The sequence below is a fragment of the Streptomyces sp. NBC_01190 genome (assembly GCF_045039895.1).
In the GTDB taxonomy this organism is placed as follows: Bacteria; Actinomycetota; Actinomycetes; order Streptomycetales; family Streptomycetaceae; genus Actinacidiphila.
In genome coordinates this window covers 7,453,828-7,478,240 of sequence record NZ_CP108580.1, presented here as the reverse complement: position 1 = coordinate 7,478,240, position 24,413 = coordinate 7,453,828, and the positions used below count along the sequence as shown (strand labels likewise).

Below are 24,413 nucleotides of genomic sequence, written 5' to 3'. Positions count from 1 at the left end.
CCTCCCACTGCCCGCGGCGCACCGACACGCGCCGCAGGCCCCGAGTATGCACGACCGGCCGAGTACCCTCCCCGGGGCCTCGGCCGGTGCGAACCCCAGGTGATCGTCGAGCCGTTGGCCTCGCCGCCCGGGCCGGCGCCCGGATCGGCGCCGCAGCAGGCCGGGTTGGGGCTTACGGACCCGGGGCCACGGAAAGCGTGCGGGCGATCAGCAGGGCGATGTCGTCCTCGGGGTGCTCGTCGGCCAGCATGGCGTCGGTGACGTCGGCGCAGAGGCGGTCCAGGGTGGTGACCGGTCGGGTGAGGGCGGCGCGCAGCCGGTCCAGACCATGGTCGATGTCGGCCTCGCGGGTCTCGACCAGGCCGTCGGTGTAGAGCGCGATCAGACTCCCCTCGGGCACGGGCACCTCGACCGAGGGGAAGTCGCGCCGCCCCACGCCGATCGGCGCGCCGGGCGGCACGTCGGCGAAGGCGACCCTGCCGTCGGGCGTGACGAGGGCCGGCGGCGGATGCCCGGCGCTCGCCATGGTGCAGCACTGTCCGACCGGGTCGTACACCACATACACACAGGTGGCTCCGACACTCGGCGAGGCCAGCTCCTCCTCGGGCCGGTCCCTGGCCAGCCCGACGACCAGCTCGTCCAGCCGCATGAGCACCTGGTCAGGGGGCAGCTCCAGGTTGGCCAGGGTGTTCAGCACCATCCGCAGCCGGCCCATGGTCGCGGCCGCCGCGATTCCGTGGCCGACGACGTCCCCGACCACCAGCGCCACCCGGTCGCGCGCCATCGGGATCACATCGAACCAGTCGCCGCCCACCCCGCCGTGGGTGTCCGCGGGCAGATACCGGGACGCCACCTCGACGGCCCGCCCGCCGGAAAGGATGTGCGGCAGCAGATCACGCTGCAACGCCAGCGCGGCCGCCCGCTCCCGGCTGTACCGCCGCGCGTTGTCCAGACTCAGCGACGCGCGGGCCGCCAGCCCCTCCGCCAGGGCGAGATCCTCCTCGCTGAACGGGGCCGGATTGGTGGTCCGCCCGAAGACGGCGATGCCCAGGACCTTTCCGCGGGCGGACAGCGGGGCGATCATCATCGAGTGCAGCCCGTAGTCCCGGATGACCCGGGCCCGTTCCGGATCGGCTTCGACCCAGGTGCCGGGCGACGTGTCGAGCACCGGCTCCAGATAGGACCGCCCGGAGGCGAGGACTCCGGTGAACGGCGAGGACGGATGGGCGAAGACCTGGGTCCCGCGCGGCCAGGGCGATTCGGGGCTTCCGGGGCGGATGGACGCCACCCCGGCCCGGTAGAACACCGGGATGCTCGCCTCGGTCGAGTCGAGTCGTCCCAGCGGCATTTCACCGAGCATGACCGAGTCGGTCAGATCGACCGTGGCGTAGTCGGCGAGGCCGGGCACCGCGGTGTCCACCAGTTCCTGGGCGGTGGTCTTGAGGTCCAGCGTGGTGCCGATCCGCGTACCGGCCCGGACGAGAAGGTTGAACCGCTGCCCCAGTCGGCTGCCCGCGCTGTCCGCACTGTCCGCTACGGTCATGCACACGCCCATCGCCCGGCCCGCCGTGTCGTCGAGGCGGATGAGGGCGAGGGTGAGGGTGAGGGAGTCCTTCCCGGCCCCCGGCACGCGGGGACGCACCCACTCCCAGCCGCGCGGCACGTCCTCGCTCTCCAGGACACGTCGCATCGTCGCCGCCAGGTCGTCCCCCGGAGCGCCGGGCATCAGCTCGGTGATGTGCTGTCCCCGCCATGGGCCTCCCGGCAGGGACTCCTCCGCCACGAGCGCGTCGTTGTGCCAGGTGCAGCGCAGGTCACGGTCCCAGAGGGCCGCACCGACCGGCGAGCGCTCGAAGAACCTCCTCAGGAGTCCGGTGTCCGGCTCGGCCGGGGCCGCCGGCTCGTCCCGGCGCGCCTCCCAGACCAGGCCCCCGCCCGCTCCCCCGCGGGCCGGCAGCGGCGTGACCCGCAGCTCCACCGGCCGCGCGGCGCCGTCACCGTCTCTGAGCTCCACCCGCCCCGACCAGGCCCGGGACGCTCGCAGGGCCCGGTCGCGGGCCCCGCCCGGCATCAGCAGCCGGTCGGCCCGGTGATCGACCACCTCGGCCGCCGGGCGGCCCCACAGCCCCGCGGCGGTGTCCGTCCAGAGCAGCACGGTCCCGTCGGAGCCGATCACGGCCACCAGCTCGACCGGGGGGCTCACGCTCTGTGGCTGATCGGATCGCGCAGGGTCATCATGTGCCATAGCGAGCACCTGCCGTCGGATATGTCCCCTCCCCCAGGTTTTCACACGGCGCGAAGGAACGCAGGGGCCGCCGCGTCCACCGTCCACCGACCACCGAGCAGCGCCGGGCGGCGAGGGCCGAACCGTGAGTTCCCGGCGGCGGCTTGGCTACAGTCTTCCTTCGCGGACCCGCCTCGCCGTGGTGGCGGGAGACCGGGGTGATCCGGCGGAGACGGCGGAAAGCAGAAAGAGGGACGGCATGGTCAGCGCGTTCGAGGAGACACCGGCTTCCCGCTGGTTCCGGGTGATCCGGGCGTGTCCGGCGCCGCGCCTCCGCCTTGTCTGCTTCCCGCACGCGGGCGGCACCGCCAACTTCTTCCGTACCTGGGCCCGGCTGATGCCGGACGACGCCGAACTGCTGGCGGTGCGCTATCCCGGACGCGCGGACCGCCTCCTCGAACCGCCGGCCCGGGAGATGGCGGAGTTGTCGGGGCCGATCGCGGACGCCTGCGCGGATCTCTCCGGCGCTCCGCTGGTGTTCTTCGGCCACAGCATGGGCGCTTGCGTGGCCTTCGAGGTCGCGGCGCGGCTGCGCGCCCGGCCCGGCGGGCACGGACCCGGCGCCTTGTCCGTCTCCGGCCGGGCGGGGCCGGGCGGGACCCGGTCCGAGCGGCTCGCCGACACGAGCGACGAGAAGCTGATCGCCGAACTGACCGCGATGAGCGCCACCACGGCCGAGGTGCTCGCCGACCGCGAGCTGCGCGAGCTGGTGCTCCCGGCGGTGCGGGCCGACTACCGGCTCATCGAGGACTACGCGGCGTCGGCTCCGACGCGTTTCCTGGACATCCCGGTCCTCGCCTACTACGGGGACCAGGACGACCAGGTGGACGAGGAGTCGGTGAAAACCTGGTCCGGCGTCACCGGGGCCGGCTTCACCGCGCGTTCCTTCCCTGGCGGACACCACTACCTGGAGCAGCAGGCGGCGGCCCTGGTCGGCGACCTCTTCGACCGCCTAGCGGACCTGCGGCCGGGCGGCGATCCGGCCCCCAGGGGATGACGCCGGGCCCGCCGCACGCGGTCCCCTCAACGTCTCCCGCGGACCCCCGGCGGCCCTCCAGCCGGGCGCCGGGGGTCCGGTGTGATCGCCATGAGCGCGTGGTTGGCCAACAGCCCCCGCGAGATGGCCTCTTGGCCGTCGTTTCGGCGCGGCTCAGGTGAAGTCGTAGCCGGCGAAGTCGATGACCGGGAGGTAGCCGAGGCGCTGGTAGAGGGCGTTGGCGGCGGGGTTGGCCGCGTCCGCGAACAGGACGACCTCCGTGGCGCCGGCGGCCAGTGCGGCTCGGCTCACCTCGGCGGTGACGGCGGCGGCGTATCCGTGGGCGCGGTGGCGGGCGGGGGTGTAGACGGGGTCGACCCGGATCTGGCCGGCGATCATCGAGGTCACGCCCGCCAGGGAGACGGCGGTGCCGTCCGGGGTCTCCCAGAAGGTGAAGTGCTTGTCGGCGAAGCGGGTTCCGGCCCAGGAACCGGCGGTGACGGCGGCGGCCTCCCCGACGGCCGCGGCGAACTCCCCGCACCACAGGACGATTTGCTCGTGGTCCCGCTCGCCCGCGAGCCGGCCGCCGCCGGCCGGGAGCGGCTGCGGCGGGGTGAGCGTGCCGAGGCGGTACAGGCGGAGCCGCTCGCGGGGTGTCGGTACGGTGCCGGTGCGCCGCTGCCACGCCTCGGCGAAAGCGGCCGCGGTGTCATGGTCCGCGCTGACGCCCGGCAGCCGGTGTCCGAGGCCGGTCAGCCGGGCGGCGAGGTCGTCGGCGTGCTCGGGGTCGAGGGGCGTGAGGCTCAGCCGGCCGCGCGGGGTCAGGTAGAAGACGGCGCGGACCTCGCCCGCCCGCTCCAGCCGGCCGAGGACGGTGGGCCGGGCGCCGTACGCGTCCGGCCCACGGGTCCGCAGCCGCTCGATCACCGTCAGCGGCATGGTGTGCAGAGCGGGTCGCGAGCGCAGGAACGCCCCGGCGCGGGCGAGGAAGTCGTCGGTGTCCTCGGTGAGTTGCCAGTCGTCCGGGCGCATGGTTCGCCATGATTCCCCATCCGCGGCGGACGTCCGCGTTCACCCCCGGGGCGGCGGCCCGGGGGTTTCGGCGGACGCCTCGATCAGGACCTTCTGGCCGGTGAGGTGGGTGATGCTTTGCACCCGCAGGCCGGCCGCCGCCATCATCCGGGCGTAGTCGGCGGGGCAGCGCTCGCGGCCGGGCAGGACCGCCAGCATGTACAGGGACATCAGCCCGGTCATCCGGGCCTCCGGTCCGGTGCCGGGGGTTTCGTCGGAGGCCAGTTCCACCACCAGGAGCCGGGCGGCCGCGGGCATGGCCTGCCGGCAGGTGCGCAGGATGGTGACGCACTGGTCGTCGTCCCAGTCGTGCAGGACCTCGCGCATGAAGTAGACATCGCCGCGAGCGGGCAGGGTCTTGAAGAAGTCACCGGGGGTGGCTTCGGCCCGCTCCGCGAGTCCGGCGGCCGCCAGCCGGCCGCGGGCCGCCGCCACCGCGATCGGCCGGTCGACCAGGACGCCGCGCAGGCCGGGATGTGCCGCCAGCAGGTGGACCAACAAGGTGCCGTCTCCCCCGCCGACGTCCACCACGGTGCCCGTGGTACCGAAGTCGCCGCTCCGCAGGATCGCGTCCACCTCCAGTTCCAGGTCGTTGGCCTGCGACCGGTCGAAGACCGTGCGGAGTCCGGGATCGCGGTCCAGGTGGGTGAAGAGGTCGCCGCCGAAGGCGCGGTCGAAGGCCGGGACTCCGGTCCGCACGGTCTCCGGCAGTCCCTGCCAGGCTTGGCTCATCAGGTCGTGTGCCAACTGCGCGCCCGCCAGCGCGCTGCCTGCGGCGTCGGTGGTCAACGCCCGCCCCAGCCGGGCCAGTTCGACTTCGCCGTCCGGCCGGATGGTGAACACCTCGAACGGCACCAGCGCGGCGATCAGTTGTCGCAGCCGGCTCGGGTCGGCGCCGGTCCGCCGGGCCAGCTCGGCCGGGGAGAGCGGGCCGGCGGTCAGCAGGTCGGGGATGCCCAGCGCGGCGACGGCGCACAGCGCCCGCGAGACGAGCTGGCCGTGGAGCAGATACCGCACATCGAGCGCGGCGGCGCGTTCTTGCCGGTCCATCAGTTGTTTCCTGCCGGGTCGTGCCGGGGCTCGGCCCGGGCGTAGAGCGTACGCATCAGCCGGTCGGTGATCAGACCGGTCTCGTAGTCCGCGGCGAATCGCTTCCGGTAGTGCGCGAACCAGCGGGGATCGTGGTGGAGGAACAGCACGTCGTGCGGCGCCATCCGGCGGATCGCGAGCAGCGGGATCGGGGCCCGCGAGACCCGGAACGCGGCGTTGCGGGCGGAGCGTTCGTCGCAGGCCGGGTGGAACTGCCCGATCATCAGCCCGCGTTCGACCGCGGCGTCCTTCAGGTCGGCGTGCGCCCGGTCCAGGGCCGTCCAGCCGGTCTCCGACAGGTCCGGCAGGACGACGAGGTGGGTGTCGAGCGTCCGGTCCGAGCCGGAAGGAGCGCCGGAGAAGGCGTCGAGGCGGCGCAGCAGGACGCCGGCGAGTTCGGCGCGGTCCTGCCCGGTGATCTCGTAGCGGAAGTGGTAGCGCACCGCCGAACTCTTCATCGCCGCGGGTACGAAGGGGCATACCGGCCCCTTGCGGTTGAGTCCGGGGTGCGGACGGCTGACGTACTCGTGCAACCAGTCCACGACGAGCGGCAGTTCGGCCCGGACGCGATCCTCGTAGCCGTGCGGTGGCGCGACCCTGACGTCCTCGTGGATGCGCGCCGGTGGTCGCCGGGTCGGCTGCTGGACGCCCATCGTTTCCTCTCCTTCCGTGGGCGGCGCGGTCAGCCGGCGGGCGCGGCGACCACTCCGCCGCGGTGCAGGTAGCGCACGTAGTGGTCGAGCAGCGCGCTGTCGACCGGCGGACAGGTCTCCGCCCACCGCGGCCAGATCTGGAGGGTGCGGGCCTGGTCCATCCGGGGGAAGACGGAGTCGAGGAACAGCTCCTTGACCGAGATGTCGGCGTGGTTGGCCCGGGTGGCGAACAACGAGGCGAACGGGGAGATCGGCGCGTCGGGGTGCTCGCGGACGAAGCCGAGCAGCAGGTCCACCCATTCCCGGTAGGGCGTCTCGGAGATGGTGTGTCCCGCGGCGCGCAGCCGGCCGACCATGTCGGCGAGCAGCGCCGGGCGGGGATTGGTCAGGTGGAACACCCCGCCGACGTGCGGATACGTGGTGGCGAGGCCGACGACGGCGTCCGCGACGTGGTCGACCGGGACCAGGTCGAGCGGCAGGCGGATGTCAGGAGCCGTGCCGAGCCGGGTGATCGCGTCGAGGAAGGCGCAGAAGGCGGTGTCGGTGTTCCACGCGCCGGTCCTGCTGTGCCCGGTGATCTCGTACGGGCGGTGCACGGTGACCGGCAGCCCGGCGCGGGCGGCGTTCTGGAGCAGCTTCTCGGCGACCCACTTCGACTCGCTGTATCCCATGCTGATCAGCCCGGGATGGCTCAGCGGGGTGGTCTCGGTGAACAGCCGGACGCCGGCGGCGCCGCTGCCCGCGAGTACGGCGATGCTGGAGACGTAGTGCAGCGGGACACGCCGGGGCGCGGCCAGTTGGACGAGTTCCCGGACGGCGCCGACGTTGGCGTCGCGCAGGGCGCCGTACGGGTAGACGAAGTTGACATGGGCCGCGTTGTGCAGGATGAGATCCGCGGTCGCGGTGAGGTGCTTCAGGTCCTCGGCGCGCAGGCCCAGTTCGGGGTGGGTGAGATCGGCCGGGTAGCTCCTGACGCGTTCCGGGTCGGGTTCGCCGAGGCCGTGCCGGCGCAGGTTGGCGCGGATGCGGTCGAACGCGTGGGCCGGGTCGGCGGCCCTGACCAGGCAGTGCACGACGGTGTCGGCACGCCTGAGCAGCCGGTCGAGCAGGAACGCGCCGAGGAAACCGGTGGCGCCGGTGAGGAGGACGTGCCGGAGTGGGCCGCCGGTGGCCGGCCGGTCCAGTGGGGGCAGCGCGAGGTCGAGCGACGCCTCCGCCTCGAAGTCGATCTCCTCGGCGGCGGACGTACCGCAGGAGCCGGCGCCGTCGTTGGCACCGGCACCGGCACCGGCACCGGCACCGTCGCGGGAGAACGCGCTCAGCGCGGCCAGGTGGGCGGCGAGTGTCGGCCGGGCCAGCAGGCTGCGCAGCAGCGGCTGGAACCGGTCCGCCTGCAGGTCGAGCGCGGTCAGCGTGCGGATGAGCGTATGCGCGGCCAGCAGCGAGTTCCCGCCCGCCGCGAAGAAGTCGGTGTCGGGGGTCACCGGCACCCGCAGGTACTCCGCCCAGATGCGGCGGACCGCATCGGCGTCGCCCGCCGGTCCCGGCTCCCGCGACCGGTCGGCGACGCCGAGGCCGCCGGCCGGCCCGGCCGGCTGGAGGGCGTGGCGGAGGGCGGTGTAGTCGATCTTGCCGTTGTCGGTGAGCGGGAGCCGGTCCACCGGCTGGATGGGCGAGGGGACGCTGTGCGCGGGCACCCGCTCGGCCAGGAACAGGCTCACCCGCTCGGAAAGCACCGGGTCGTCCGGCCGGGCCGAGGTGACGAACGCGCTCAGTGTCCGGGTGAAGTCATCGCTGCCCCGCACCAGGACCGCGGCCTCCGCGACATCCGGGTGCGCCCGCAACTGGGCTTCCAGGGCGTCCAGTTCGATGCGCACGCCGCGGATCTTCACCTGCCGGTCGGCGCGCCCGAGGAATTCCAGGGTTCCGTCGGCGTCGCAACGGGCCCGGTCGCCGCTGCGGTACAGCCGGACGCCGGTCTCGGCGCCGACGGTCGCGGTGACGAACGCCCGCCGTGTCTCGTCCTCCCGGCCGAGATAGCCGAGGGCGAGACCGTCGCCGCCGATGAAGAGCTCGCCCTCCTCGCCGGGAAGCGCCGGGCTGCCGTCTTCCCGCAGCACATGGCAGCGGCTCCTGGCCACCGGCAGCCCGATGGGTACGGACGACGCGTCCTCGGCGAGGCCGCGGACGTCATGGGCGGTGACCATGATGCCGCCCTCGGTCGGCCCGTAGCCGTTCATCAGCCGCCGCGGCGCCCCGTGTTCGAGCACCGCCCGGGCCAGCCCGGCCGCCATGGCCTCACCACCGGTGAGGACCAGTTCGAGGCCGGCGAACATCCCCGGCTCGAAGCGGACCGCGTGGTGGAACACGCTCATCGGCATGAAGGCGTGGGTGATCCGCTCACGCCTCATCAGCGAACGCAGCTCACCCGGGTCGAGCAACGCGTTGCGGCTCGCGGCGACCAGGCAGCCGCCGTTGAGAAGTGTCGCCCACATCTCCAGGAGCGAGGCGTCGAACGACAGGCCCACCGTCTGGAGGCCGCGTTTGCCGGGGCCGGCGCACCAGGGGGCGTCGTCCAGGCCCAGTCGCACCACGGACCTGTGCGGCAGGACCACCGCTTTCGGCCGTCCGGTGGTGCCGGAGGTGAAGAGGATGTACGCGGCGTCGCCGGCCCGCCGGGTCCGGCCGGCCTGCTCGCCCGACGACGCCCCGGCCGCCGGCCGAGCCACCATCTGCTCGAAGGGCAGCCACCGCACCGGAAGTCGCTCGGGGATCGGCCCATGTCCCGGCAGTACCACCACCGTTCGCGTGCCGGACTGGCGCAGCATGTCGCTCATCCGCGCCGAGGGGTGGTGAGCGTCGACCGGAACCGCGACCGCGCCGGACCGCAGCACCCCGGCCAGCGCGACGGCGGACCGCCAGGAGCGGGTGCCGAGCACACCGACCGGATCGCCCGGGCGTACGCCCTGATCGGCCAACGTGTCGGCGACGGACGCGCAGAGCGCGTCGAGTTCGCCGTAGCAGAGCTCCCGCTCGGCGTCCCGTACGGCCGGCGCGTCCGGCGTCCGGGCGACCTGCCGGGCGAACATCTCGGGAATCGAGCGATATCCCGGGCGGGGTGCGTCCGAACGGACGGGATCTGCGACTCCCATGGTCCTCTCCAGAGTTGTTGACCTGATCGGCCACTGCCGGATGTGCCGCGCCTGTCGTGGAGACCTCAGTCGACGCGCCGCCACGAGATCCACGCGACCCGCATGATGCCGCCGCGCAGCGCCGCGGCGGTGCCGCGCACCGTCTCGCAGGTGGCCAGGTAGAGCGCGTCGCCGCCCAGTCCCCTGGCCAGTTCCTCGTGATCGGCCAGCAGGGATCCGGTCGCGTCCAGCGTGCGCAGGAAATCCTCGTGCTGGGTGGCCACGCTGACCGGCTCCCACAGCCCCGCACCGGCGTTGAGGAGATCGCCGAGGTGCGGCATCGTGCCCGGCCGGGAGTTGCGGAGCACCTCGGTCTCGAACTGCTCGCGCACCTCACGGGTCTCGCGCGGACCGGCGACACACACCTCCGCGGCGAACCGCCCGCCCGGCACGGTCCAGCCGTGCACCCGCCCGAGGACCTCACGCATGGCCGGCAGCCCGCTCCCCACCCCGGCGGGGGCGCCGCCGAGGATGTTCTCCAGTGACTGCACCGCCACCACGGAGTCGAACCCGCCGAGCGATGCGGGCAGATCCCAGAAGTCCACGTCCCGGACGTCGACGGCGGGATTCCCCATCGACTTGATGTGGCCGGCCTGGGCGAAGGAGCTGGTGACGCCGAGGGCGTGGCCGACCCGCCGCTCGTCCGCGGCGAAGGCCAGCAGTCCGCCGTAGCCGCAGCCGATATCGAGGACGCGATCGCCCGGCTTGAAGTCCGCGAGGTCGGCGACGAGATCCAGTTTCTGCTCCTGGGCCCGGTCCAGATCCCCGTCGGCGACACCTCGCCACCATCCGCTGCTGATGGTCAGCCGCGCGTCGGACCACGTACGGACGAATTCGGGGTTGCTCTCGTAGAAATCGATGTTCGCGTTGCCGGACACGGGCGACCACCCTCGTCGTCGATATGGGGCTGCGGTGGGGGAAAGGGCGAGATGTGCCTGTAGCCGCGCCACAGGCACACACCGCCCGCGCAGGGATCGGATCAGTGCGAGAAGACGAAGGTGCCGACGGCTTCCTCGGGAGTCAGGCCCGCTTCCTCACACGTCTCCGGATGAGTGGTCATGACGGTGCTGGTCTCCAGCACGTTGTCGCCCTTGTACGCGCCCGAGACGACCCGGCCCTCGGCCTTGGTCAGCGACTCGCCGGCCTCGTGGTCGTCGATGCTGAGCGTTCCGGAGATGAGGCTCTTCTCGCCGTTGGCCCACAGGATCTTCTGCGTGTACGTGGCACTGCGGGCGTCGCTGAAGCTACAGCTCGCGACCTCCTGGCCGGCCTCGTGCCAGGCGCCGTCACCGGTGGCGGCGGGCCGGTCCAGCCCGTCGTTGCACGCGGTCAGCACCCCGTCCACCGTCCAACGCACCAGATGAGGGGCGGTGGACAGGTGGTCGTCGAGCTTGGCGGTGGCGCTTCCCTTGCACAACAGGTCGACCACCGGCCCGCCGGCCTGGGACTTCGCCTCGGCGAGTGCCGGGCCCGCGGTGAGCAGCACGACGGCTCCGGCGGCGGCCGCGAGGCCGCGGACCCGCACATGTCGAGACTTTCCCGCATTGCAGAATGCGAACAGGCTCCGCATCTGTTTCGACTCCTTTCACTCCGGGAAACCGGAAATACGGCATGGGCGGAGCGCGCGCTTCATCGGCGCCGGCCCCACGAGTTGATCACCATGCGGAAAGCAGTCAACTGGATCGAACGCGGAACCCGCGGGCGACCGGCGGCGGAGTTCACTCGAATGCAGGGAAATTCCGCGGTGGTGTGCGGCGCGGTCCTGGGCTGGGCGGGAAAACAACAAAGGCAAGGAGATCGCGCTCTCCTTGCCTCTCCCAAGTTATAGCGCATGGGGGGCCTTGCGGCAAGGCCCTGGTCCTGCCGCACAATCGTCAGCCGAGGCCCGGAAAGCCGTCGGAAACCACCGATGTGCGCGGTACCTGACATCTGGGGCGTGTTTTAGAAGTAGCGTCGTCCGCCCGCAGGGCGGGGCTCACGGCGTCTGGTGCGTGCGATCGCAAGGCGGAGGGTCGTCCTCGTAGTGGGCCTACTCGGACGAGCCCGACAACGCAGCGAGCGTGCGTGCCAGGCGCCGTGAGACTGGGGGCACCTCCCAGCGGTAGCTGGGGGAGGGACTTCTAAAACACGCCCCAGCGCCGGGCCGGCCGGTGAACATGTTCTGTGGGGGATCTTCATGATCGACGTCATCGTGGTCGGCGGCGGGCCGACCGGCCTGATGCTGGCCGCCGAGTTGCGGTTGCAGAGCGTGCGGGTGCTCGTGCTGGAGAAAGATGCCGAGCCGACGAAGGTGGTCCGCTCGCTCGGCCTGCACGTCCGCAGCATCGAGGTGCTGGACCAGCGCGGCCTGCTGGACCGGTTTCTCGCGCTCGGCAAGCGGTATCCGGTCGGCGGCTTCTTCGCCGGCATCACCAAGCCGGCGACGGTCCGGCTGGACACCGCGCACGGGTACGCTCTCGGTATCCCGCAGCCGCTCACCGACCGCCTGCTGGCCGAGCACGCCGCCGAGACCGGCGCCGAGATCCGCCGCGGCGGCGCGCTGGTCGGGCTGAGCCAGGACGAGGGGGCGGTGACCGCCGAACTGGCCGACGGCACACGGCTGCGCTCGCGCTACCTCGTCGGCTGTGACGGCGGCCGCAGTACGGTGCGCAAGCTGCTCGGCGTCGGCTTCCCCGGCGAGCCGAGCCGCGTCGACACACTGATCGGCGAGTTGGAGGTGACCGCGCCGCCGGAGACGGTGACCGCCGTGGTGGCCGAAGTCCGCAGGACCCAGCTCCGGTTCGGCGTCGGGCCGCTGGGGGACGGGGTGTTCCGCGTCGTGGTGCCCGCGGCGGGGGTGGCCGAGGACCGTTCGGCGCCGCCGACCCTCGATGAGGTCAGCCGGCAGCTCCAGGTCGTCGCCGGCACCGACTTCGGGGCGCACTCACCGCGCTGGCTCTCCCGCTTCGGCGACGCGACCCGGCTCGCCGAGCGCTACCGGGTCGGCCGGGTGCTGCTGGCCGGCGACGCCGCGCACATCCACCCGCCGACCGGCGGGCAGGGCCTCAACCTCGGTATCCAGGACGCGTTCAACCTCGGCTGGAAACTCGCCGCCGAGGTCGCCGGCTGGGCGCCGGAAGGGCTGCTTGACAGCTACCACACCGAACGGCACCCGGTGGCCGCCGACGTGCTGGAGAACACCCGTGCGCAGATGGAGCTGATGGCCGTCGAGCCGGGGCCCCGGGCCGTGCGCCGGCTGCTGACGGAACTGATGGACTTCGAGGAGGTGCACCGCCACCTCATCGAGAAGATCATCGCGATCGGGATCCGCTACGACTTCGGCCCGGGGCACGACCTGCTCGGCCGCCGGCTGCGGGACGTGCGGTTGAAGGAGGGCCGCCTCTACGAGATGACGCGCGGCGGCCGCGGGCTGCTGCTCGACCGGACCGGCCGGCTCTCGGTGACGGGTTGGGCCGACCGGGTCGACCATGTCACCGATCTCGGCGACCTCGGCGATCCGAATGACGTCGGCGACACCGGTGCGCCCACCGACTCCGGCGACCGACTGGACTTCCCCGCCGTCCTGTTGCGCCCGGACGGTCATGTGGCCTGGGTCGGCGAGGACCAGACGGAGCTGACCGGCCAACTGCCCCGGTGGTTCGGCGCACCGACGCGGTGAGGGTCGCGGGCTCCACAGTCCGCGGGTGTCGCGGGGCTCGGCACGGGGCCCCTGGTCCAGTGGGTGGCCGGGCGCGATGGCCCGGCCACGAATCATGCCGATCCCCTTTTCGGCGGCAAGATGGGCGAACCGGTCCTGTCCCGTTTATCCGCCCGGTAGTTTCCCGTCCGGGTCAGCGGATCCGTCGGCCCGATGAGGTGGCCGGTACCGCGCCCACCACGTCACAGACCGACCATACGGACAGGGAACCGCCCGTGAGCACTGCGCCCGACCGCCCGGCGTCCGCCGGGAGAATTCGTCCTCTGCCGCGCACGGTCGACGCGATCAGCGGTGCGCTCGATCCGGCGAAGCGGCTCGATTTCCTCCGGGCGCTGGGGCAGGCGCCCCAGGGGCCCGCGCTGGACGAGGTGCTGGGCACGTGGTGGATGGAGGCGATGTTCGACTCCGTTCCCGGCCGCGCGGAGCGGCTTGCCGCCACCGTCGCCGGACGCGATCTGGTACGGCTGCCCGACGACCTCGGGGGCGAGTGATGCGGCAGATGTCGCGCGGCTGGACAGCCGTCGCCGAGCTGAAGGCCGCCGAGGTGCTGCATCTGATGGGCACCTCGGGTTCTCGCGAGCTGCACGACCGGATGGTGCTCTTTCTGCGGGCCCTGGCCCTGGAGGTGGGGGACGCGGTCGAGGCGGGCAAGACGCCGCCGGGATCGCCGATGGTGGTCGACGAGGTGGTCTGGTACAGCGTCGCGGTCCCGTGGGAGGAGGTCTTCTTCAGCTACAGCGTCTATCCCGAGCGGCGCCAGATACGGATCTGCGACCTCATCTGGCTGGACGTCGGGTGATCGTCGGGTGACACCGGGCCGGCCGGGTCGCGCGGCGCCGGGCGCCCCCCGCGGCCTACCCCGGATGCCGGTACGTCACCGGGCGCCGGCCGGCCGCCCGCCGTAGCGTGGATCGCGGCACCGGCTCGACCGGAGCGCGGCCGGCTGGGCGCCGCGGACGCAGCGCCGGGCCGGCGAACGGCAGGATGCTCCGATGACCGCACGCCCGCACTGGCTCTTCGGCGACCAGTTGGGCCCGCACTTCCTCGACCCGCGCCACGGCGGGCCCGACGCGCAGGCCCCCGTACTGATGATCGAAGCCCGCTCGGTCCTGCGGCGACGCCGCTTCCACCGGGCCAAGGCCCATCTCGTGCTGTCGGCGATGCGGCACCGCGCGGCGGAGCTGGGCGACCGGGTGCGGTATGTCCGGGCCGAGACGTACGCCGAGGGGCTGGCCAAGGCCCGCGGCCGCAAGCGGGTTCCGCTGACGGTCTGCCATCCCACCTCACGCCGGGCGCTGGAGTTCGTCGGCGCGCTGGACGGGGTCGAGGTGCTGGCGGCGAAGGGTTTCCTCGTCTCGCACGAGGAGTTCTCCGGCTGGGCCGGGCGGCACGGCGGCGGGGGCCTGCGGCTGGAAGGCTTCTACCGGTGGGTGCGCGAGCGGCACGACCTGCTGATGGACGCAGGCGGGCCGGCCGGCGGACGGTGGAATCTCGACCAGGACAACCGCGAGCCGCCGCCGCGGGGCCGCACGGCCCTCGGTATCGAAGAGCCGTGGCGCCCGGCCGAGGACGCCATCGACGACGAGGTCCGCCACGACCTCGACCGCTGGGAGAAGGCCGGCGAGGTCTCCTTCGTCGGGCGCGATGGACCACGGCTCTTCCCGGCCACCCGGCGGGAGGCGCTGACCGCGCTCCGCCGCTTCACCGCCCACCGGCTGCCGGACTTCGGCCGCTACGAGGACGCCATGCTCGCGGCCGATCCGGTGATGAGCCACAGCCTGCTGTCCGCCCCGCTGAACCTCGGGCTGCTCGACCCGGCCGAGTGCGTGGGGCGGGCGGAGCAGGCCTGGCGGGACGGCGCGGCCCCGCTGAACAGCGTGGAGGGCTTCGTCCGGCAGATCGCCGGCTGGCGGGAGTACGTATGGCATCTGTACTGGCACTTCGGCGAGGAGTACCGCGGCCGCAACGCCCTGGGGCATCGCGAGCCACTGCCCGGCTGGTTCCTGGACCTGGACGCCGACGCGGTGACGGCCCGCTGCCTGTCGACGGTGCTGGCGCAGGTACGGGACACCGGCTGGACGCACCACATCCCGCGGCTGATGGTGCTCGGCAGCCGGGCGCTCCAGGACGGCTGGGACCCGGCGGCGGTCACCGACTGGTTCCACCGCTGCTTCGTGGACGGCTACGACTGGGTGATGCTGCCCAACGTCGTCGGCATGTCGCAGTACGCGGACGGGGGGCTGATGACCTCCAAGCCGTACACCTCCGGCGGCGCGTACATCAACAAGATGAGCGATCTGTGCGGGTCCTGCGCCTACCGGCCCACCGAGCGCACCGGCGAACGCGCCTGCCCGTACACCGCCGGCTACTGGGCCTTCCTGCACCGCAACCGGGAGCGGCTGGCCGGGAACCACCGTACGGCTCAGGCGGTCCGGGGCCTCGACCGGCTCTCCGACCTGCCGGAGCTGCTGGCCCAGGCGGGCCGCCGGAAGGACGCCCCGCCGTGAACCGGCGGCCCGGCGGCCGTCGGGGCAGCCGCCGTCGGGGGGACACCGTGCCCACCGGAAGGGCGCGAGCGCCCGGGACCCGAGATGAGGAAGCCTGATGCCTGAACTGCCCGACGTCGAGGGGTTCCGCCGCGTGCTGCGCGAGTGCGGGCAGGGACGGGTGATCGAGAAGGTGGCGGTGGCGGACGCCGGGGTGCTCCGCGACGTGAGCGCGCGCCGGTTCCGCGCCGGGCTTGAGGGTCACCGGCTGAGCGCTCCGGAGCGCCACGGCAAATGGCTGATCGCGCGGACCGACGACGGGCCGGCGCTGCTGCTGCACTTCGGGATGACCGGTCGGCTGCTGTGCTGTGCGCCGCGGGAGCCCCGGCACCGCCACGACCGGGTGCGGCTCGATCTCGGCGACGGGCACGAACTGCGCTACCGCGACCAGCGCAAGCTCCAGGGCCTGCGGCTGGCCGGCTCCGAGGCCGAGGTGGACCACCTGCTGGCGGGCCAGGGGCCGGACGCGCTGGCGGTGGACCGGGCGGAGTTCTGTGAACTGCTCGGCCGCCGACGAGGCCGGATCAAGCCCGTGCTGATGGATCAGGCCACCCTCGCCGGTCTGGGCAATCTGCTGGTGGACGAGATCCTGTGGCGTGCCCGCATCCACCCGGCCGCGCCCGCGAACCGCCTCACCGAGGCGGAGTGCGCTCTCCTGCACTCCGGCATGCGCCGCGTCCTGTCGCTCTCGGTGCGCGCGGGAAGGGTTCCCGGCCGGCCGTCCTGGCTCACCGGGCACCGGGAGGAGCCGTCGGCGAAGTGTCCGCGCTGCGGCACGCCGCTGCGCCGTGGCAAGGTCGACGGCCGCACCACCGTGTGGTGCCCGCACGACCAGCCGGAGAGGGCGGGACGCTAGTGCGTGTGTGGCTCCGGCCCCGACTTCGACGGTCAGGAGGATGGCCGCGGAGCCAGGTGGTCGAGGACGAAGGACAGCGCGCGGCGGAAGGCGTCGACGCGCTCCTGCGTCACGGTGCTGCTGTGGCCGTCGTCGTGCCAGTGCACGTCGAACGCCGCGCCCGCCGCCGACAGGGCGTCGGTGTACGTGCCGATCTGGCGCGGTGGGCACCGCGGGTCGTTGCGGCCCGCGGTGATCAGCACCGGCGCCCGCACGGCGGTCGCGTACGTCATCGGTGAGGAGTCGGCGTACCGCTCGGGCACCTCCTCAGGCGTGCCGCCGAACAGCGTCCGGTCCAGTGCCTTGACGTCGTCGCGCTCGTCCTCGTAGGCGACCACGCTGTCGGCCACCGGGGCGGTCGCGACGCCCGCGGCCCACAGGTCCGGCTGTGTACCGAGGCCCAGCAGTGTCAGGTACCCGCCCCACGACGCGCCGGCCAGGACCAGGCGGTCCGGGTCCAGGACTCCCTCGGACACCAGGAGCGCGCGCACCGCGGCCACGTCCGCCAACTCGGTGTGCCCGACGCGGGCCCGCAGCGCCTGCGCCCACTTCTCGCCGTAGCCGCTGGACCCGCGGTAGTTGACCCGGACGACGGCGAACCCGTGATCCAGCCAGCCGGCCGCCTCGGGATCGAAGGCGTCGCGGTCCTGTTCGTCGGGCCCGCCGTGCAGCAGGAAGACCGCGGGGTGCGGCGCGCGCGCACCGGCCGGCAGGTTGACCAGGGCGGGCACCGGGCCGCCCGGACCGTCGACCCACCGCTCCCGGGTCGGTGTCGAGGCGGGCGCCCGGAGCCCCGGCAGGACGAAGCCGGAGGGCTCGCCCACCGTGGCGAAGGTCGGGGGCCGCTCCGTGCTCGACCAGATGTACCAGATCCCGCCGTCGGGCCGGGTGCGCGCGTACTCCACGGTGCCGCGGGGCACGTCGAGCGGGGTCAGCCGCCCGCCGGCCAGGTCGTAGCGGTACAGCAGGGAGTGGGCCTGGAAGTTCTGCCGCACCAGCAGCCCCGAACCGTCCTGATACCAGTCGGCGTCCACCTCGCCCGGAAGACCGAGCGTGATGGGGAACCGCTCGCCGGTGGCCGCGTCGACGATCAGCGGCTCCCAGCTGTCCCCGCGCAGCTCGCGCAGCAGCAGCCTGGTGTCGCCGCGGACGGGCGCGAAGCCGACGGCCTCCAGCGGCTCGCCGGGTTCTCCGATATCGCGCACGGTGGAGCCGTCGGGCCGCAGCACCCGCAGGGCCGGGTGCCACAGGTCGCCGTCCTCGGTGTGCAGGATCGCCAGCAGGTCCACGCCGCGGCTGAGGTCGACGGCCATGGCCGCCTCCTCGTGCCGGTAGACCACGGGCGCCGTGCCGTCCGGCCGCAGCAGGTGAACGGCGGTTCCCTCGGGGGTGGACAGGCCGATCAGCGCGTGGCCGTCGAGGCCCATCGCCAGGCCGGCCTGCCAGCCGGGTGCGAGCTCGGGGCTGACCGGCTCGTCCGGGCCGCCGTGGAACGGCTGGCGCATCCACACGCCCAGCTCGTCGCCGCCGCCGTCCCGGAACCACCACACCGCCTCGCCGGAGGCCTCGACGGCGCTGTCCCTGCTGCCGCCGGCGACGTGGGTGACCTGCCGCAGGCGGCTGGTGTCGCGGTCCCAGCAAAAGACCTGGGCGGCGCCGGGCAGGTCACTGACGAAGACGCAGCGCTGCGGATTGCTCTTGGCCCAGGCCGGCAACGTGTGCCGCGGTGCGCGGAAGCGGCGCTCCCAGCGGGGCTCGGCCTTCTCGGCCGTCGCGGAGCGCCCGGACTGCCCGGACTGCGGCGATGCGGTCATCCACGTCTCCTGGGTCGCGTCCCGTCCGGCTGTCGTCCCGCCGTCCGGGTGTCCGTCGTTCGGTCGCCGTCCGGATGTCCTCCGCCGGGCCGCGCCCGCGCTGTGCGCGGCATCCGCTTCAGTGGCAGCCGCAGCTTGCGGCCTTGACCCGGTTCATCCGGCGCCGCCCGGGCGTCGGCGCGGCGCAGGACTCCGCGGCGCTCGGGGTGAGGGTCTCGCCGCCGGCGGTGACCACGCTGTTCTCCAAGCGCAGCAGCAGTTCCAGCGTGCCGTCACCACCGGTGCCCAGGAGCACGTACGGCGCGGGGCCGTTGCTGCCGGCGGCGCACCGGTGGGCGTGGCCGCCGAACGCGGGCGCGGTGACCGCGGGGTTGACGCCGAAGCCGATGGCATGGACCCGCGCGTGGCGGTCGTCCGCCCGGATCAGGTCGGTCAGGGTCCGCCCGGCCCCGTCGGAGCCGTCATCGACCACCTTGACGCCGGTGACCCTGCCCCGGTCGACGGTGAGCACCACCGGGTAGTGCGTCAGTTGCCGCAGGCCCTCGTGGACCCGGCCGCGTTCCGCGGCGGTCGCGGCGCCGGAGAAGACGGCGGGCTGTCCCTTGACGGTCAGTTCGCCGTCCAGCGGCAGGACGCCGTCAGCCCGCGCGGCCAGTGTCAGCCAACCGTCGGGGGCGGTGTGGAGCGTGCCGGGGGTGAACGGGCCGAATCGGTGGCGGACCACGGCACCGCTGGCCGGCGCGGTGTGCGCGGACAGGCCCGTCAGCCCGTCGGTGAACGTCAGACCGCTGTCGGCCAGCAGCGCGGTGCGCAGCCGCGGACCGTCGTCGAGGAGCGGGTCGGTCCCGCGCAGCCCGTCGAGCAGGTGGGCGGCCTCGGCCGGCGCGGTCCGGTCGTCGGCGGTGACGGGCACGGCCACCACGGTGCGGTGCGGGCCGATCGCCGCGTCGGTGGCGGCCAGCAGCTCCGGCCGCGAGCTGACGACCAGGACGTCGCTGTCCTCGGGGATCTGTCGGTCCACCAGGTCCTCCAGGGAGCAGCCGGCCGGAGCCGGCAGGTGTTCGACGCCGGATCCGGAGGGCGCCGGACGGACGGCGGCGTGCAGGCGCTCGTCCGTGACGAGGTAGAAGTGCCGGTGGCGCTCGGCGAATTGTCGGTAGGCTTCCGGCGTGACTGTGGCGGCGTCCATGTCTGTCCCCTCCAACCGTGCGTAAGTTCTGCCTGCGGTTTCTCGCGTGTCCTGCCGGGTACCGTTGCGGAGACGGGGCCAGAACGCCTCTGGCCCCGTCTCGTGCTACGGCGCTCAGCCCAGGAGGGTGCCGAGGTAGTTCGCGTTCTTGCGGACCTTGATGGTCTTCTTCTCCATGACATTCACCTCCGTGCCGATTCCGAAGGGGCGGTGGGGGTTGTCTCAGCCCAGGAGGGTGCCGAGGTAGTTCGCGTTCTTGCGGACCTTGATGGTCTTCTTCTCCATGACGTTCACCTCCGTTTCCGGGAATGGCGTCGGAGCTGTCCCGCGCCGGTACCGGCGCGCCGCGTCAGAGCGCGGCGGCCTTGCGGACCGACGGAGCACCGCCCTTGTTCCCCAGCACCACGGCACCGCTGTCGGTGTACACCGTGGTGTCGGGAGAAATGATGTCGAGGTGGAACTGGGTGAAGGGGGTGAGCCCCAGGCCCCAGTGCAGGCACCCGTCGGTACCGCCGTACACCTCGTTCATGGCGTGGTTGCCGGGCAGGATGTCCAGGCTCGTGTTGAGCGCGTGGCCGATCTCCCAGATCAGCGCGTACCGCGAGTCCACGGTGAAGAGGGCCTCGAAGACCTCGGCGATCGCCTTGCCGGCCGGTTCGAAGGGCCGCAGGTCGCTGATGCGGCCGTGCGTCACCTTCGCGACGACGGCGTGCTCCTCCAGCCCGGCCAGCAGGCCCTGCAGGCGGAACTGGTCGCGGCGGCTGAACGACGGGGTCCCGTTGTGCAGGATCGGGAAGCCGCGCAAGGCGATCTCGCCCTCCAGGGGCAGGTACAGCTGCTCGTCGAACTCCACGATCTGCGTGGGCAGCACGCTGATCTCTCCGGCGGGGACGATCTGCTGCTCGCCCCAGGCGAGCGAGCCCGCCTGCTGGTTCCACACCAGGCTCTCGTCCAGGTGGTCGAGTTCGGCGCGGGTGCCGTGCCGCTCGTCGACGTACACCAGGTGGTCGGTGGACTCAGCCAACTCGAAGAAGCGGTCGCTGAAGGCGTCCTGCTCCTGGGCGGATGTGCGCTCGATGACGTCGATGAAGTGCCGTATGACGTCGAGGGAGGTGGGGGTGGAATTGCTCGCCATTCCGAGCAGCTTGCGCTGCGGACCCAGGGCCTCCGGCGAAGGTGATTCGAAGAACCTGTGGGGCGATATGACGAGGGTGTGCGACCCTTCGGGGATCGTGCCGTCCGCCAGCATCGCGTCGAAGTCGTCGCCCGCGGAGATCAACACCGTGCGGTACTCCTTGTACGGCGCATCCCGCACCACGGAGATATTGTCGACGATCTCTGGATTGGTCACCAGACAGAAGATCGAATCCTCAGCAGATCCGAACTGGCTGAATCTGGACGGGTCTATCAGAACCTGAGTTGTCACGGTCAGCTCCCTCTCGGTGTCTGCTCCCAGATCGTGTCCGTTGCCGGTGTTGACTGTCAAGACCCGCTGGGAACGGCATTCGATCATTGTGCGATGTGGCGAATGGATTTCTTTCTGTCTTTTGGTAAGCGGACGGCCATTGATCGTTTTCTCCGTCGCCGTCGGCTGAACCGTCCGCGCAATGCGCCCGGACTCCCTCCTTCACCTGCGCGGACGCCGGGCCGCCGACGCCCCGGGCGCACTACCGCACACAGCCGGCGGGCGCGGGTCCGAGTCGATTCCAGCCACCTCGGGTGGCTCGTCGCGGCCCGCCGCCGGCGGTCGGCGGCGCGGTCGGAAAATGACCAGAAGACCACGCTGTTGCCAGCGCGCCGAAGCCCTGGTAATCGTAATGTGATCTACCGGAAAAGGATCTGATTTGGCGCAAGGGGAAGTTGGCATTGGTTGGGACTGATGTGAACCGACCAGAGGTCCGTGAGTCGGCGAAAAATACGTGGACCGCTCCGGCGGCGCGCAAAGCCCCGCCGGTGGGTTGCTTTGAGCCAAGTGCACGTGATCACAAGGCGGTCCTTGCACTCGGCATCGCCGTTGAGGTTCCATAGCAAATGCGAACAGCGGCATCTGGAATGTCTCCCGGTACGCCGACCTTGTTGGAGTCAGGCACTGCCAATGTGCGGACGCGCGTGGGGGACCGTAGTTGTTCCCTCCGGTCGTCGATGATCTCCCGCGGTTGTGCGGCCGAAGTGGCTTGCGCACCCGCCGCATTCCGGAGGCCCGCCGGACGCACCCACTGCACCCCCGCCGAGGTCGGGGCGGCCGACGGCCCTCGCCGCGCCGTTACCCCCCGGGGCGCGTCCCTGCCAGCACTGACCGCCCACCGCGAGGAGAGGCATCATGTCCGTGTCTCCGATGAACGCCGTCGTACAGCGCGCTCTGGAGGGCGACCCGTTGGCCTGGGCCGACCTCATGGACAGCTTCTCCGGCCTGATCGCCAAGATCACTTACAACTACCGGCTCAGCCATGCCGACTGCGCCGACGTGCGGCAGTTCGTGTGGATGAAGATGTACGAGCACCTGTCGGCCGTCCGCAACCCCGAACAGCTCGGCGGCTGGGTCGCGGTCGTCGCCCGCAACGAGTGCAACCGCCTCGTGCGGCGCAGTTCGCGCGAGGTCACCAGCGCCGACTGCGAGTTGGCCACCGCCCTCGCCGACACCGAGGACGCCAGCGGACCCGTCATGCGCGCCGAGAGCAGCGCCCTGCTCTGGCGCGCGGTCAAACGGGTCTTGAAGGAACGCGACTACACCCTCATCCATATGACGATGGCCGACCCGCCCGCCAGCTACGCCCAGGTCTCCCAGCACCTCGGTATCCCCCTCGGCAGCATCGGACCCACCCGGCAGCGCTGCCTCGCGCAACTGCGGGCCCGGCTCAGCCAGGGCGAGTGCCGTGAACTGGTCGCTCACTGATGTCCGCCAGCCACCCCAGGAGCCGCCATGAACCCCGCCGCGTCCCCCCGTCCTCGTACGCTCTGCCAGAAGGTCTGGGACGCCCACGTCGTGGAGGCTGACGGCGACGACAGCGATCTGCTGTACATCGACCTCCACCTTGTGCACGAAGTCACCTCCCCCCAGGCGTTCACGGCCCTCCAGACATCCGGCCGCGCCGTCCGGCGCCCCGCCCAGACCCTCGCCACCACCGACCACGTCGTGCCCACCCGCGGCCGCGGCCTCGGCGCGGCCGACGCCGACGCCGCCCAGCAGATCCGGGCGCTGGCCGCCAATGCCGGCCGGTTCGGCGTGCCGCTCTACGAACGCGGCCACCCCCGGCAGGGCATCGTGCACGTCATCGCCCCCGAGATGGGCCTGACCCTGCCCGGCACCACCGTCGTCTGCGGCGACAGCCACACCTCCACCCATGGTGCGTTCGGCGCCCTCGCCTTCGGTATCGGCACCAGCCAGGTCGAACACGTCCTGGCCACCCAGACCCTCCGGATGCGCCGTCCCGGCACCACGAGCGTGCGGATCGACGGGGAGCTGCCCGCCGGGGTGACCGCCAAGGACCTCGTCCTCGGCGTCATCCGGCACGTCGGCACCACCGGGGGCACCGGCACCGTCATCGAGTACCGCGGCTCCGCCGTCGCCGCCCTCCCGATGGAGGCGCGCATGACCGTGTGCAACATGTCCATCGAGGCGGGCGCACGAGCCGGCATGATCGCACCGGACGAGACCACCTTCGCCTATCTTGAGGGCAGGCCCCGCGCCCCCAAGGGCCCTCTGTGGGACGAGGCCGTGGCCTACTGGCGCACCCTCGCCACCGACGACGGTGCCCACTTCGACCACCGGGCCACCATCGACGCCGCCACCCTCAGCCCGTTCGTCACCTGGGGCACCGACCCCAGCCAGAGCGTCCCCCTCGACGGCGCCGTCCCCGACCCCGACAGCCTGACCGGCGCCGACCAGCGGGAACGGGCCCACCGTGCCCTGCACTACATGGGCCTGCGCCCCGGCACCGGCATGCGGGACATCCCCGTGGACGTCGTCTTCATCGGATCGTGCACCAACGGACGCCTGGACGACCTGCGGGCGGCCGCCGAGGTCGCCCGCGGCCGCCACGTCGCCCCCACCGTCCGCGCTCTCGTCGTCCCCGGCTCCACCGCCGTAAAGCAGCTCGCCGAAGCCGAGGGCCTGGACCAGGTCTTCCGGCAGGCCGGCTTCGAGTGGCACTCAGCCGGCTGCTCCATGTGCTGCGCCATGAACGGCGAACTGCTCCGGCCGGGAGAGCGCGCCGCCTCCACCTCCAACCGCAACTTCGAAGGCCGCCAGGGCGCCGGCGGACGCACCCACCTGGTCTCCCCGGCGGTCGCCGCGGCGACCGCCGTCACCGGCACCTTCGCCGCCCCCGCCGCCTTGGCGTGAACGGACCGGCACCCACGACACCCGCGACACACCGAGGAGGACGGGATGGAACCCGTGCACGTGGTCGAAGGCACCGCGGTCGTCCTGGACCGCGCGGACGTCGACACCGACCAGATCATCCCGGCGTCTCGCCTCAAGCGGGTCGACCGCTCCGGATACGCCGACGACCTGTTCGCCGGCTGGCGCGCCGACCCCGGTTTCATCCTCAACCGGCCCGAGGCCGCCGGCGCCCGGGTACTCGTCGCCGGCCGCAACTTCGGCTGCGGCTCCTCACGCGAACACGCCGTGTGGGCCCTGATGGACTTCGGCTTCCGCGCCGTCATCAGCGAACAGGTCGCCGACATCTTCCGCGGCAACGCCGTCACCGCCGGCCTCGTCCCCGTCGAACTCCCGCCCGACCAGATCCGGGACGTGATGGACGCCCTCACCGGCGACCCGACCCGCGCCGTGCGGATCGACCTCGTCGACCAGCGGGTCCACGTCGAACGCACCGACATCGACCTCCCCCTGCTCCTCGCCGCCTCCAGCCGCGCCGCCCTGCGCTCCGGCACCGACCCCGTCGCCCGAACCCTGCGCGGCGCGGAACGCATCGAAGCCTACGAGCGCCGCCGCCCGGCCTGGATGCCGCGGATCGAGGACTGACAACGGCGCCGCGCGGCCACGGCC

Annotated in this window: 19 protein-coding genes; 9 read left to right on the top strand and 10 right to left on the bottom strand. The window is 72.5% G+C overall.

Annotated features, from left to right (window positions below):
• Positions 1-172: 172 nt before the first annotated feature.
• On the bottom strand, positions 173-2,203 hold the full coding sequence (locus OG519_RS31410) for a SpoIIE family protein phosphatase (RefSeq protein WP_405591119.1): 2,031 nt from the start codon (positions 2,201-2,203) through the stop codon (positions 173-175).
• Between the two features lie 280 nt (positions 2,204-2,483).
• Between OG519_RS31410 and OG519_RS31405 the strand changes: the two genes are divergently transcribed.
• Positions 2,484-3,281 carry a thioesterase II family protein gene (locus OG519_RS31405; RefSeq protein ID WP_405591117.1) on the top strand — a complete coding sequence of 266 codons (798 nt, stop codon included), beginning with the start codon at positions 2,484-2,486 and terminating at the stop codon, positions 3,279-3,281.
• A 153-nt stretch (positions 3,282-3,434) separates the two neighbouring features.
• Here OG519_RS31405 and OG519_RS31400 read toward each other — a convergent pair whose 3' ends face one another.
• The 6 genes from OG519_RS31400 to OG519_RS31375 form a co-directional block, all read right to left on the bottom strand.
• Complete coding sequence (locus tag OG519_RS31400; protein WP_405591114.1) at positions 3,435-4,292, bottom strand: GNAT family N-acetyltransferase; 858 nt, start codon at positions 4,290-4,292, stop codon at positions 3,435-3,437.
• 39 nt (positions 4,293-4,331) lie between these two features.
• Positions 4,332-5,381 carry a methyltransferase gene (locus OG519_RS31395; protein WP_405591112.1) on the bottom strand — a complete coding sequence of 350 codons (1,050 nt, stop codon included), beginning with the start codon at positions 5,379-5,381 and terminating at the stop codon, positions 4,332-4,334.
• Positions 5,381-6,073: a DUF6875 domain-containing protein gene (locus OG519_RS31390; RefSeq protein ID WP_405591109.1), complete on the bottom strand. Its 693-nt coding sequence runs from the start codon at positions 6,071-6,073 to the stop codon at positions 5,381-5,383. The genes OG519_RS31395 and OG519_RS31390 overlap by 1 nt, the downstream gene beginning before the upstream one ends.
• A 29-nt stretch (positions 6,074-6,102) precedes the next feature.
• Positions 6,103-9,162, bottom strand: a complete 3,060-nt coding sequence (locus OG519_RS31385; RefSeq protein WP_405591106.1) for a non-ribosomal peptide synthetase — start codon at positions 9,160-9,162, stop codon at positions 6,103-6,105.
• A 128-nt stretch (positions 9,163-9,290) separates the two neighbouring features.
• Entirely contained in the window at positions 9,291-10,142 is an 852-nt protein-coding gene (locus OG519_RS31380; RefSeq protein ID WP_405591103.1) for an SAM-dependent methyltransferase, read from the bottom strand.
• Between the two features lie 101 nt (positions 10,143-10,243).
• The gene (locus OG519_RS31375) at positions 10,244-10,789 is read right to left on the bottom strand and encodes a hypothetical protein (RefSeq protein ID WP_405591101.1); all 546 of its coding nucleotides are present in this window, start codon (positions 10,787-10,789) and stop codon (positions 10,244-10,246) included.
• A 651-nt stretch (positions 10,790-11,440) separates the two neighbouring features.
• Here OG519_RS31375 and rox point away from each other — a divergent pair.
• From rox to OG519_RS31350, 5 genes are all read left to right on the top strand, one after another.
• Entirely contained in the window at positions 11,441-12,922 is a 1,482-nt protein-coding gene (gene rox / locus OG519_RS31370) for a rifampin monooxygenase (RefSeq protein WP_405591098.1), read from the top strand.
• Between the two features lie 254 nt (positions 12,923-13,176).
• Entirely contained in the window at positions 13,177-13,452 is a 276-nt protein-coding gene (locus tag OG519_RS31365) for a hypothetical protein (RefSeq protein WP_405591096.1), read from the top strand.
• Positions 13,452-13,760, top strand: a complete 309-nt coding sequence (locus OG519_RS31360) for a hypothetical protein (RefSeq protein ID WP_405591093.1) — start codon at positions 13,452-13,454, stop codon at positions 13,758-13,760. Before OG519_RS31365 ends, OG519_RS31360 begins: the two co-directional genes overlap by 1 nt.
• 193 nt (positions 13,761-13,953) lie before the next feature.
• A complete protein-coding gene (locus OG519_RS31355; RefSeq protein WP_405591090.1) occupies positions 13,954-15,468 on the top strand; it encodes a cryptochrome/photolyase family protein in 1,515 nt (504 codons plus the stop codon).
• Between the two features lie 97 nt (positions 15,469-15,565).
• On the top strand, positions 15,566-16,363 hold the full coding sequence (locus OG519_RS31350) for an Fpg/Nei family DNA glycosylase (RefSeq protein ID WP_405591087.1): 798 nt from the start codon (positions 15,566-15,568) through the stop codon (positions 16,361-16,363).
• A 32-nt stretch (positions 16,364-16,395) separates the two neighbouring features.
• Here OG519_RS31350 and OG519_RS31345 read toward each other — a convergent pair whose 3' ends face one another.
• The 3 genes from OG519_RS31345 to OG519_RS31335 form a co-directional block, all read right to left on the bottom strand.
• Positions 16,396-18,216, bottom strand: a complete 1,821-nt coding sequence (locus OG519_RS31345) for a prolyl oligopeptidase family serine peptidase (RefSeq protein ID WP_405591084.1) — start codon at positions 18,214-18,216, stop codon at positions 16,396-16,398.
• 118 nt (positions 18,217-18,334) lie between these two features.
• Entirely contained in the window at positions 18,335-19,405 is a 1,071-nt protein-coding gene (locus OG519_RS31340) for a hypothetical protein (protein WP_405591081.1), read from the bottom strand.
• 349 nt (positions 19,406-19,754) lie between these two features.
• Positions 19,755-20,756, bottom strand: coding sequence for a hypothetical protein (locus OG519_RS31335; protein ID WP_405591078.1), 1,002 nt, complete (start codon positions 20,754-20,756; stop codon positions 19,755-19,757).
• 969 nt (positions 20,757-21,725) lie between these two features.
• On the opposite strand from OG519_RS31335, the gene OG519_RS31330 reads away from it, so the two are divergent.
• From OG519_RS31330 to leuD, 3 genes are read left to right on the top strand one after another with little or no spacing between them, the layout of a single operon-like run.
• A complete protein-coding gene (locus tag OG519_RS31330; protein ID WP_405591075.1) occupies positions 21,726-22,298 on the top strand; it encodes an RNA polymerase sigma factor in 573 nt (190 codons plus the stop codon).
• A 27-nt stretch (positions 22,299-22,325) separates the two neighbouring features.
• Complete coding sequence (leuC, locus tag OG519_RS31325) at positions 22,326-23,747, top strand: 3-isopropylmalate dehydratase large subunit (protein ID WP_405591073.1); 1,422 nt, start codon at positions 22,326-22,328, stop codon at positions 23,745-23,747.
• A gap of 45 nt (positions 23,748-23,792) precedes the next feature.
• Positions 23,793-24,389: a 3-isopropylmalate dehydratase small subunit gene (gene leuD, locus OG519_RS31320; RefSeq protein WP_405591071.1), complete on the top strand. Its 597-nt coding sequence runs from the start codon at positions 23,793-23,795 to the stop codon at positions 24,387-24,389.
• Positions 24,390-24,413: the final 24 nt, after the last annotated feature.

Bases quoted from the DNA above. Each gene is read 5' to 3' on its own strand.
- OG519_RS31405 (WP_405591117.1), top strand. From the start codon at position 2,484: ATGGTCAGCGCGTTCGAGGAGACACCGGCTTCCCGCTGGTTCCGGGTG.
- OG519_RS31400 (WP_405591114.1), bottom strand. From the start codon at position 4,292: ATGCGCCCGGACGACTGGCAACTCACCGAGGACACCGACGACTTCCTC.
- OG519_RS31395 (WP_405591112.1), bottom strand. From the start codon at position 5,381: ATGGACCGGCAAGAACGCGCCGCCGCGCTCGATGTGCGGTATCTGCTC.
- OG519_RS31390 (WP_405591109.1), bottom strand. From the start codon at position 6,073: ATGGGCGTCCAGCAGCCGACCCGGCGACCACCGGCGCGCATCCACGAG.
- OG519_RS31385 (WP_405591106.1), bottom strand. From the start codon at position 9,162: ATGTTCGCCCGGCAGGTCGCCCGGACGCCGGACGCGCCGGCCGTACGG.
- rox (WP_405591098.1), top strand. From the start codon at position 11,441: ATGATCGACGTCATCGTGGTCGGCGGCGGGCCGACCGGCCTGATGCTG.
- OG519_RS31360 (WP_405591093.1), top strand. From the start codon at position 13,452: ATGCGGCAGATGTCGCGCGGCTGGACAGCCGTCGCCGAGCTGAAGGCC.
- OG519_RS31355 (WP_405591090.1), top strand. From the start codon at position 13,954: ATGACCGCACGCCCGCACTGGCTCTTCGGCGACCAGTTGGGCCCGCAC.
- OG519_RS31350 (WP_405591087.1), top strand. From the start codon at position 15,566: ATGCCTGAACTGCCCGACGTCGAGGGGTTCCGCCGCGTGCTGCGCGAG.
- OG519_RS31345 (WP_405591084.1), bottom strand. From the start codon at position 18,216: ATGACCGCATCGCCGCAGTCCGGGCAGTCCGGGCGCTCCGCGACGGCC.
- OG519_RS31340 (WP_405591081.1), bottom strand. From the start codon at position 19,405: ATGGACGCCGCCACAGTCACGCCGGAAGCCTACCGACAATTCGCCGAG.
- OG519_RS31330 (WP_405591075.1), top strand. From the start codon at position 21,726: ATGTCCGTGTCTCCGATGAACGCCGTCGTACAGCGCGCTCTGGAGGGC.
- leuC (WP_405591073.1), top strand. From the start codon at position 22,326: ATGAACCCCGCCGCGTCCCCCCGTCCTCGTACGCTCTGCCAGAAGGTC.
- leuD (WP_405591071.1), top strand. From the start codon at position 23,793: ATGGAACCCGTGCACGTGGTCGAAGGCACCGCGGTCGTCCTGGACCGC.